This window comes from Mycobacterium sp. E796 (genome assembly GCF_001672815.1).
Lineage (GTDB): Bacteria > Actinomycetota > Actinomycetes > Mycobacteriales > Mycobacteriaceae > Mycobacterium.
The window spans coordinates 23099-30733 of sequence record NZ_LZKK01000054.1; the positions used below are offsets into that span (position 1 = coordinate 23099).

Annotated in this window: 7 protein-coding genes and 1 pseudogene; 7 read left to right on the forward strand and 1 reads right to left on the reverse strand. The window is 69.9% G+C overall.

What is annotated here, in order from left to right:
• Positions 1 to 21 precede the first annotated feature (21 nt).
• From rlmN to A5706_RS05145, 3 genes and pseudogenes are all read left to right on the forward strand, one after another.
• Positions 22 to 1116, forward strand: coding sequence for a 23S rRNA (adenine(2503)-C(2))-methyltransferase RlmN (rlmN, locus tag A5706_RS05135; protein ID WP_068127711.1), 1095 nt, complete (start codon positions 22 to 24; stop codon positions 1114 to 1116).
• 167 nt (positions 1117 to 1283) lie between these two features.
• The gene (locus A5706_RS05140) at positions 1284 to 1790 is read left to right on the forward strand and encodes a protein disulfide oxidoreductase (protein ID WP_068127712.1); all 507 of its coding nucleotides are present in this window, start codon (positions 1284 to 1286) and stop codon (positions 1788 to 1790) included.
• Between the two features lie 4 nt (positions 1791 to 1794).
• A pseudogene (locus A5706_RS05145) lies at positions 1795 to 2694 on the forward strand (cytochrome c biogenesis CcdA family protein); the annotation flags it as partial.
• Positions 2695 to 2715: 21 nt separating this feature from the next.
• On the opposite strand, the gene A5706_RS34045 reads toward A5706_RS05145, so the two are convergent.
• Entirely contained in the window at positions 2716 to 2970 is a 255-nt protein-coding gene (locus tag A5706_RS34045) for a DUF2631 domain-containing protein (RefSeq protein WP_082964204.1), read from the reverse strand.
• A 79-nt stretch (positions 2971 to 3049) separates the two neighbouring features.
• Between A5706_RS34045 and dxr the strand changes: the two genes are divergently transcribed.
• From dxr to A5706_RS05165, 4 genes are all read left to right on the forward strand, one after another.
• Positions 3050 to 4234: a 1-deoxy-D-xylulose-5-phosphate reductoisomerase gene (gene dxr / locus A5706_RS05150; protein WP_068127714.1), complete on the forward strand. Its 1185-nt coding sequence runs from the start codon at positions 3050 to 3052 to the stop codon at positions 4232 to 4234.
• Positions 4231 to 5454 carry an RIP metalloprotease gene (locus A5706_RS05155; protein WP_068127716.1) on the forward strand — a complete coding sequence of 408 codons (1224 nt, stop codon included), beginning with the start codon at positions 4231 to 4233 and terminating at the stop codon, positions 5452 to 5454. Before dxr ends, A5706_RS05155 begins: the two co-directional genes overlap by 4 nt.
• An 11-nt stretch (positions 5455 to 5465) precedes the next feature.
• A complete protein-coding gene (gene ispG / locus A5706_RS05160) occupies positions 5466 to 6608 on the forward strand; it encodes a flavodoxin-dependent (E)-4-hydroxy-3-methylbut-2-enyl-diphosphate synthase (protein ID WP_068127730.1) in 1143 nt (380 codons plus the stop codon).
• 62 nt (positions 6609 to 6670) lie between these two features.
• A complete protein-coding gene (locus A5706_RS05165) occupies positions 6671 to 7525 on the forward strand; it encodes a GNAT family N-acetyltransferase (RefSeq protein ID WP_068127719.1) in 855 nt (284 codons plus the stop codon).
• Positions 7526 to 7635: the final 110 nt, after the last annotated feature.

The window sequence follows — 7635 nt, forward strand, 5'->3', positions numbered from 1 at the left end:
CTGGCCGATACTGGACAGGTCATGGTTCAACAATTGGTGTTCACCGAGCCGCGTCCGAGCAAGCCGCCGCGGCACCTGGCCGACCTCGACGCCGCGGGCCGCGCGTCGGCCGTCGCGGAGCTGGGCCTGCCGGCCTTTCGCGCCAAGCAGCTCGCGCATCAGTACTACGGCCGGCTGATCGCCGACCCGCGCGAGATGACCGACCTCCCGGCGGCCGTGCGCGACGCGATCGCCGAGGCGATGTTCCCTACCCTGCTCACCGCGGCCGCCGAAGTCACCTGCGATGCCGGCCAGACGCGAAAGACGTTGTGGCGGGCGCTCGATGGCGCCACCGTCGAGTCGGTGCTGATGCGCTACCCGGACCGCAACACCGTGTGCATCTCGTCGCAGGCCGGCTGCGGGATGGCCTGCCCGTTCTGCGCCACCGGCCAGGGCGGCCTGACCCGGAACCTGTCCACCGCCGAGATCCTCGAGCAGGTGCGCGCCGGCGCGGCGGAGCTGCGCGACGAGTTTGGTGACCGGCTGTCCAACGTGGTCTTCATGGGCATGGGGGAGCCGTTGGCGAACTACAACCGGGTGCTGGCCGCGGTCCGGCGCATCACCGACGCGCCGCCGCAGGGTTTCGGGATTTCGGCGCGCTCGGTGACGGTGTCCACGGTGGGCTTGGTGCCCGCGATCCGCAAACTCGCCGACGAGCGGCTCGGGGTCACCCTGGCGCTGTCGTTGCACGCCCCCGACGACGAGCTGCGCGACACGCTCGTCCCGGTCAACAACCGGTGGAAGATCGCCGAGGCGCTCGACGCGGCCCGTTATTACGCCGACGTGACGGGCCGGCGGGTGTCGGTTGAGTACGCGCTGATCCGCGACGTCAACGACCAGCCTTGGCGGGCCGACCTGCTGGGTAAGCGGTTGCACGGCGCGCTGGGCCCGCTGGTGCACGTGAACCTGATCCCGCTCAACCCCACCCCGGGCAGTGACTGGGATGCCAGCCCGAAGGCGGTGGAGCGCGAATTCGTCCGGCGGGTGCGATCGAAGGGCGTCTCCTGCACGGTGCGCGACACGCGAGGTCGGGAGATCAGCGCCGCCTGCGGACAGCTGGCCGCCGAAGGCGGGTAGCTGGAGCGCAGGCGATCAGACCGAGCCTGCGGACAGCTGGCCGCCGAAGGCGGGTAGCTGGAGCGCAGGCGATCAGACCCGAGCCTGCGGACAGCTGGCCGCCGAAGGGTGAACCGAGCGGGCCCGCGCCGCGTCTTTTAGGCATAACCAGCAAACGAGGTGATGCCATGATGTTTCGGCTCTTGACTCCGCTCAAGCTCCTTGCCGCGGCGCTTTTCGCCGCCGCCTTGATATTCGGGCTCGCCGACGCGCCGCGTTCGGCTGCCGCCGACGACCGCTTGCAATTCAGCGCCACCACGCTCAGCGGTGCGCCGTTCAACGGCGCCAGCCTGCAGGGCAAACCGGCGGTGCTGTGGTTCTGGACGCCGTGGTGCCCCTTCTGCAACGCCGAGGCCCCCGGCCTCAGCCAGGTGGCCGCCGTCAATCCGGGCGTCACGTTCGTCGGCGTCGCGGCGCATTCGGACGTGGGGGCGATGCAGAACTTCGTCTCCAAGTACAACCTGAATTTCACCAACCTCAACGACGCCAACGGCTCGATCTGGGCCCGCTACAACGTCCCCTGGCAGCCGGCCTGGGTGTTCTACCGGGCCGACGGCAGCTCGACGTTCGTGAACAACCCCACCGCGGCCATGCCCCAGGACGAGCTGGCCGGGCGGGTCGCCGCGCTGCGCTGATCGGATGGATCGAGGTCTGGTCGGTCTGGCGTTCGCGGCCGGATTGGTCGCGGCGCTGAACCCGTGCGGGTTCGCCATGCTGCCCGCGTACCTGCTCCTCGTGGTGCGCGGGCAAGACGCCGAACGTGCACTCACTGCGAAAAAAACGCCTAAATCCCGCAGCCAGTGCACGTTCGGCGCACGGTCCCCGACGAGCCACCTCAGCGCGGTCGGCCGCGCGATCGCGGCGACGGTCGGGATGGCGCTCGGCTTCACGACGGTGTTCGGGTTGTTCGGTGCACTGACGATATCGGCGGCCTCGACCGTGCAGCGATACCTGCCCTACGCGACGGTGGTCATCGGCATTGTGCTTGTCGCGCTTGGGGTTTGGCTCCTGTCTGGCCGCGAGTTGACGGCGCTGACACCACGCGGGCTGGGTCCGCGGTGGGCGCCGACCGTGCGGCTGGGCTCCATGTACTCCTACGGCGTCAGCTATGCGATCGCGTCGCTGTCGTGCACCGTCGGGCCCTTCCTGGCCGTCACGGCCGCCGGGCTGCGGGGCGGGTCGCTGGCCACCGGCGCCTCGGTCTACCTCGCCTACGTCGCGGGCCTGACGTTGGTGGTGGGCGTCCTGGCCGTCGCGGCGGCGACGGCGAGCTCCGCCCTGGCCGACCGGCTGCGGCGCGTCCTGCCGCTGGTCAACCGGATCGGTGGGGCGCTGCTGGTGCTGGTCGGGCTGTACGTCGGCTATTACGGCGTCTACGAGCTGCGACTGTTCAACGCGAACGCCAGTCCCGACGACGTGGTGGTCATGTTCGCCGGCCGCGTGCAGGGGGCGCTGGCGGGCTGGGTGCACCAACACGGCGTGCTGCCGTGGGCGGTGGCCCTGTTCGTGTTGCTGGTCGCCGCCGCCTGGCGACGACGGGCGCAGCGGCTCGGCTGGGCGCTACCGGATCCAGCCGCGGCGGCGGCCCCACAGGTCGCGAACCAGCACGACGAGCGTCAGTACGGCGAACCCGACCAGGAACCAGTTCTCGACGTGGCCGACGTGGTTCCCCCACATCATGGCCAGCAGGAATATGACGATGAACACTCCGACCGCGTGCCAGGTGCGGACGTTGATCTTGCTCCACCCCCAGGCTGCCGACGGCACCTCGGCGACGTCGACGCCGTTGTAGTGCTCCACCTCGGTACTGGCCACGGCGAATCCCCTTCGTGATCGGCTGGTAGGAGAGATTCTGGCACACCCGCCCGCGCGACCGAGCGGGCACAATGAGTGAGTGACTAATGCGACTGCCGGCGGGCGCCTGCGCGTGCTGGTGCTGGGCAGCACCGGCTCGATCGGCACCCAGGCGCTGGAGGTCATCGCGGCGAACCCCGATCGTTTCGAGGTGGTCGGGCTCGCGGCCGGTGGGGCCAACCCCGACGCGCTGGCGCGCCAGCGCGCCGAGACCGGCGTCACCAACATCGCCGTCGCCGACGAGCGCGCGGCGCAGCAGCTCGGGGACGTCCCCTACAGCGGCCCGGAAGCGGTGACCCGGCTGGTCCAGGAGACTGATGCCGACGTCGTCCTCAACGCGCTGGTCGGGGCGCTGGGCCTGCGCCCGACCCTGGCCGCGCTGGACTCCGGCGCCCGGCTCGCGCTGGCCAACAAGGAATCGCTGATCGCCGGGGGGCCGCTGGTGCTGCGGGCGGCGCGGCCCGGCCAGATCGTGCCCGTCGACTCCGAGCACTCCGCGCTGGCCCAGTGCCTGCGCTGTGGGAACCCCGACCCCGAAAAAAATGAGGTCGCCAAGCTGGTGCTCACCGCCTCGGGCGGGCCGTTCCGCGGCTGGTCCGCCGCCGACCTCGAGGCCGTCACGCCCGAGCAGGCGGGCGCCCACCCCACCTGGTCGATGGGCCCGATGAACACGCTGAACTCGGCGTCGCTGGTCAACAAGGGGCTCGAGCTCATCGAAACCCACCTGCTGTTCGGCATTCCCTACGACCGCATCGACGTCGTCGTACACCCCCAGTCGATTGTTCATTCGATGGTCACCTTCGTCGACGGCTCGACGATCGCGCAGGCGAGCCCGCCGGACATGAAGCTGCCCATTTCGCTGGCGCTCGGCTGGCCTGACCGGGTGCCCGGCGCCGCCCCGGCCTGCGACTTCACCACTGCCTCTAGCTGGGAATTCGAGCCGCTGGACAACGACGTTTTCCCCGCCGTCGAGCTGGCCCGCCACGCCGGTCAGACCGGTGGCTGCATGACCGCCGTGTACAACGCGGCCAACGAAGAGGCGGCCGACGCCTTCCTGAACGGCAGGATCGGATTCCCCGCGATCGTCAAAACCGTCGCCGACGTGCTGCACGCTGCCGACCAATGGTCCGTTTCACCCGCTACCGTGGATGAGGTACTAGACGCGCAGCGCTGGGCACGTGAGCGAGCGCAGCGCGCTGTCAGAAAGGTCCTAGCAACCCGATGATGTTCGCAATCGGCATCGTGCTGTTCGCGCTCGCCATCCTGATCTCGGTGGCCCTGCACGAGTGCGGCCACATGTGGGTCGCGCGCGGCACCGGCATGAAGGTGCGGCGCTATTTCGTCGGCTTCGGGCCGACGCTGTGGTCGACCCGGCGCGGCGAGATCGAGTACGGCATCAAGGCCGTCCCGCTGGGCGGCTTCTGTGACATCGCCGGGATGACCCCCGTCGAGGATCTCGAGCCCGACGAGGCCGACCGCGCCATGTACAAGCAGGCGACCTGGAAGCGGGTCGCGACGCTGTTCGCCGGCCCGGGCATGAACTTCGTCATCTGCCTGGTCCTGATCTACGGCATCGCGCTGGTCTGGGGGCTGCCCAACCTGCACCCGCCGACCAAGGCCGTCGTCGGCGAAACCGCTTGCGTCGCACCGGAAACCGCCCCGGGCAAGCTCGGCAACTGCACCGGGCCCGGTCCGGCGGCGGCCGCCGGCATCCGCCCCGGCGACGTCGTCGTCAAGGTCGGCGACACCCCGGTGTCCACGTTCGAGGACATGGCCGCGGCGGTGCGCAAGCTGCACGGCACGGTTCCCGTCGTCGTCGAGCGCGACGGCACCACCATCACCACGTACGTCGACGTGACGCCGACCCAGCGCTATCTGACCAATCCGGCCAAGGGGCGGGACGCCAAGCCGGAGGCCGCCACGGTCGGCGCCATCGGCGTCGGAACCGTCAAGACCCCGCCGACGCACTACAACGTCCTCTCGGCGATACCGGCCACCTTCGCCTTCGCCGGCGACCTGACCGTCGAGGTGGGCAAGGCGCTGGTGACGATCCCGACGAAGGTCGGGGCGCTGGTGCACGCCATCGGCGGCGGACAGCGCGACCCGGGAACGCCGATGAGCGTCGTCGGCGCCAGCATCATCGGCGGCGACACCGTCGACCACGGGCTGTGGGTGGCGTTCTGGTTCTTCCTGGCGCAGCTGAACCTGATCCTGGGCGCCATCAACCTGGTGCCGCTGCTGCCGTTCGACGGCGGCCACATCGCCATCGCGGTGTTCGAGAAGATCCGCAACCTGATCCGCTCGGCGCGCGGCATGGTCGCGGCGGCGCCGGTGAACTACCTCAAGCTGATGCCTGCCACGTACGTGGTGCTGGTGTTCGTGGTCGGCTACATGCTGCTGACCGTGACCGCCGACCTCGTCAACCCGATCAGGCTGTTCCAGTGACCAGCCTGGGAATGCCGGACGCCCCGCCGCCCACGCTGGCGCCCCGGCGCAAGACGCGCCAACTGATGGTGCGCGACGTCGGGGTCGGCAGCGACTACCCGATCTCGGTGCAGTCGATGTGCACCACCAAGACGCACGACGTCAACACCACGTTGCAACAGATCGCCGAGCTGACCGCCGCGGGCTGCGACATCGTGCGCGTCGCCTGCCCGCGCCAGGAGGACGCCGACGCCCTCGCCGAGATCGCGCGGCACAGCCAGATCCCGGTGATCGCCGACATCCACTTCCAGCCGAAGTACATCTTCGCCGCCATCGACGCCGGGTGCGCCGCGGTGCGGGTGAACCCTGGCAACATCAAGGAGTTCGACGGCCGGGTCGGCGAGGTCGCCAAGGCCGCGGCGGCGGCCGGGATCCCGATCCGCATCGGCGTCAACGCCGGCTCGCTGGACAAGCGGTTCATGGAGAAGTACGGCAAGGCCACCCCCGAGGCGCTGGTCGAGTCCGCGCTGTGGGAGGCGTCGCTGTTCGAGGAGCACGGCTTCGGCGACATCAAGATCAGCGTCAAGCACAACGACCCGGTCGTGATGGTCGCCGCCTATGAGCAGCTGGCCGCCCAATGCGACTACCCGCTGCACCTCGGCGTCACCGAGGCCGGTCCCGCGTTCCAGGGCACCATCAAGTCGGCGGTCGCCTTCGGCGCGCTGCTGTCGCGCGGGATCGGCGACACGATCCGGGTGTCGCTGTCGGCGCCGCCGGTCGAGGAGGTCAAGGTCGGCATCCAGATCCTCGAGTCGCTGAACCTGCGGCCCCGCGGCCTCGAGATCGTGTCGTGCCCGTCGTGTGGTCGCGCCCAGGTCGACGTCTACACGCTGGCCAACGCGGTCACCGCCGGCCTGGATGGGCTCGACGTCCCGCTGCGGGTGGCCGTGATGGGCTGCGTGGTCAACGGTCCGGGCGAGGCCCGCGAGGCCGACCTGGGCGTCGCGTCGGGAAATGGCAAGGGGCAGATCTTCGTTCGCGGCGAGGTGATCAAGACCGTGCCCGAGGCCCAGATCGTCGAGACGCTGATCGAGGAGGCCATGCGCCTCGCGTCAGAAATGGGTACCGATCCGGGAACAGAACCGAGCGGTTCGCCGGTTGTGACCGTAAGCTGATAGGGGCCCGCGCCCCGCTCTGTTTTTAAGATTGTCAGTTCGCACCACAGAGAGTTCCCCCGATGTCGGCTCCGCCCATCTTTCGCCTTGTCGGCGAGCGGCGGGTGTCCGTGGTGCGCGACGCCGCCGCGGTGTGGCGGGTGCTCAATGACGACCCGGTCGGCTCGTGCATGGTCGCGGCCCGGGTGGCCGACCACGGCATCGAACCCAACTCGATCGGCGGGGAGCTGTGGACGCGGCGCGGCCCCGACGAGTCGCTGTGCTTCGCCGGCGCCAACCTGATCCCGCTGCGCGGCGGACCGGCCGACCTGAACGCCTTCGCCGACGAGGCGATGAGCGCGACGCGGCGCTGTTCCTCGCTGGTCGGCCGGGCCAACCTGGTGATGCCGATGTGGGAGCGCCTCGAGCCGGCCTGGGGTCCGGCGCGCGATGTGCGTGACCACCAGCCGCTGATGGCTCTGACCAGCCACCCGAACTGCGACATCGATCCCGGCGTGCGGCAGGTGCGGCCCGACGAGCTGGACGCCTACCTGGTGGCCGCGGTCGACATGTTCATCGGCGAGGTCGGCGTCGACCCGCGGCTCGGCGACGGTGGTCGCGGCTACCGCCGGCGGGTGGCCAGCCTGATCGCGGCGGGCCGGGCCTGGGCCCGCTTCGAGCACGGCCAGGTGATCTTCAAGGCCGAGGTCGGGTCGCAGTCGCCGGGCGTCGGTCAGATCCAAGGGGTTTGGGTGCACCCCGAGTGGCGCGGCCTCGGCCTGGGCACCGCGGGCACCGCGACCGTGGCCGCCGTGATCGTCGCCACCGGCCGGGTCGCCAGCCTGTACGTGAACAGCTTCAACACCGTCGCCCGCGCCGCGTACGCGCGGGTCGGCTTCGCCGAGGTGGGCACCTTCGCGACGGTCCTGCTGGACTGAGGGGAGTCGATCGGCGTTGGGTGTGAATCCAGGGCTTTCAGTGTGTACAAGTGGAGGGAATCACGCGATCTTTCTACCCAGGATTCACACGCAAAGCCCACAATTCACAC

Bases quoted from the DNA above. Each gene is read 5' to 3' on its own strand.
- ispG (WP_068127730.1), top strand. From the start codon at position 5,466: ATGCCGGACGCCCCGCCGCCCACGCTGGCGCCCCGGCGCAAGACGCGC.
- A5706_RS05155 (WP_068127716.1), top strand. From the start codon at position 4,231: ATGATGTTCGCAATCGGCATCGTGCTGTTCGCGCTCGCCATCCTGATC.
- A5706_RS05165 (WP_068127719.1), top strand. From the start codon at position 6,671: ATGTCGGCTCCGCCCATCTTTCGCCTTGTCGGCGAGCGGCGGGTGTCC.
- A5706_RS05140 (WP_068127712.1), top strand. From the start codon at position 1,284: ATGATGTTTCGGCTCTTGACTCCGCTCAAGCTCCTTGCCGCGGCGCTT.
- rlmN (WP_068127711.1), top strand. From the start codon at position 22: ATGGTTCAACAATTGGTGTTCACCGAGCCGCGTCCGAGCAAGCCGCCG.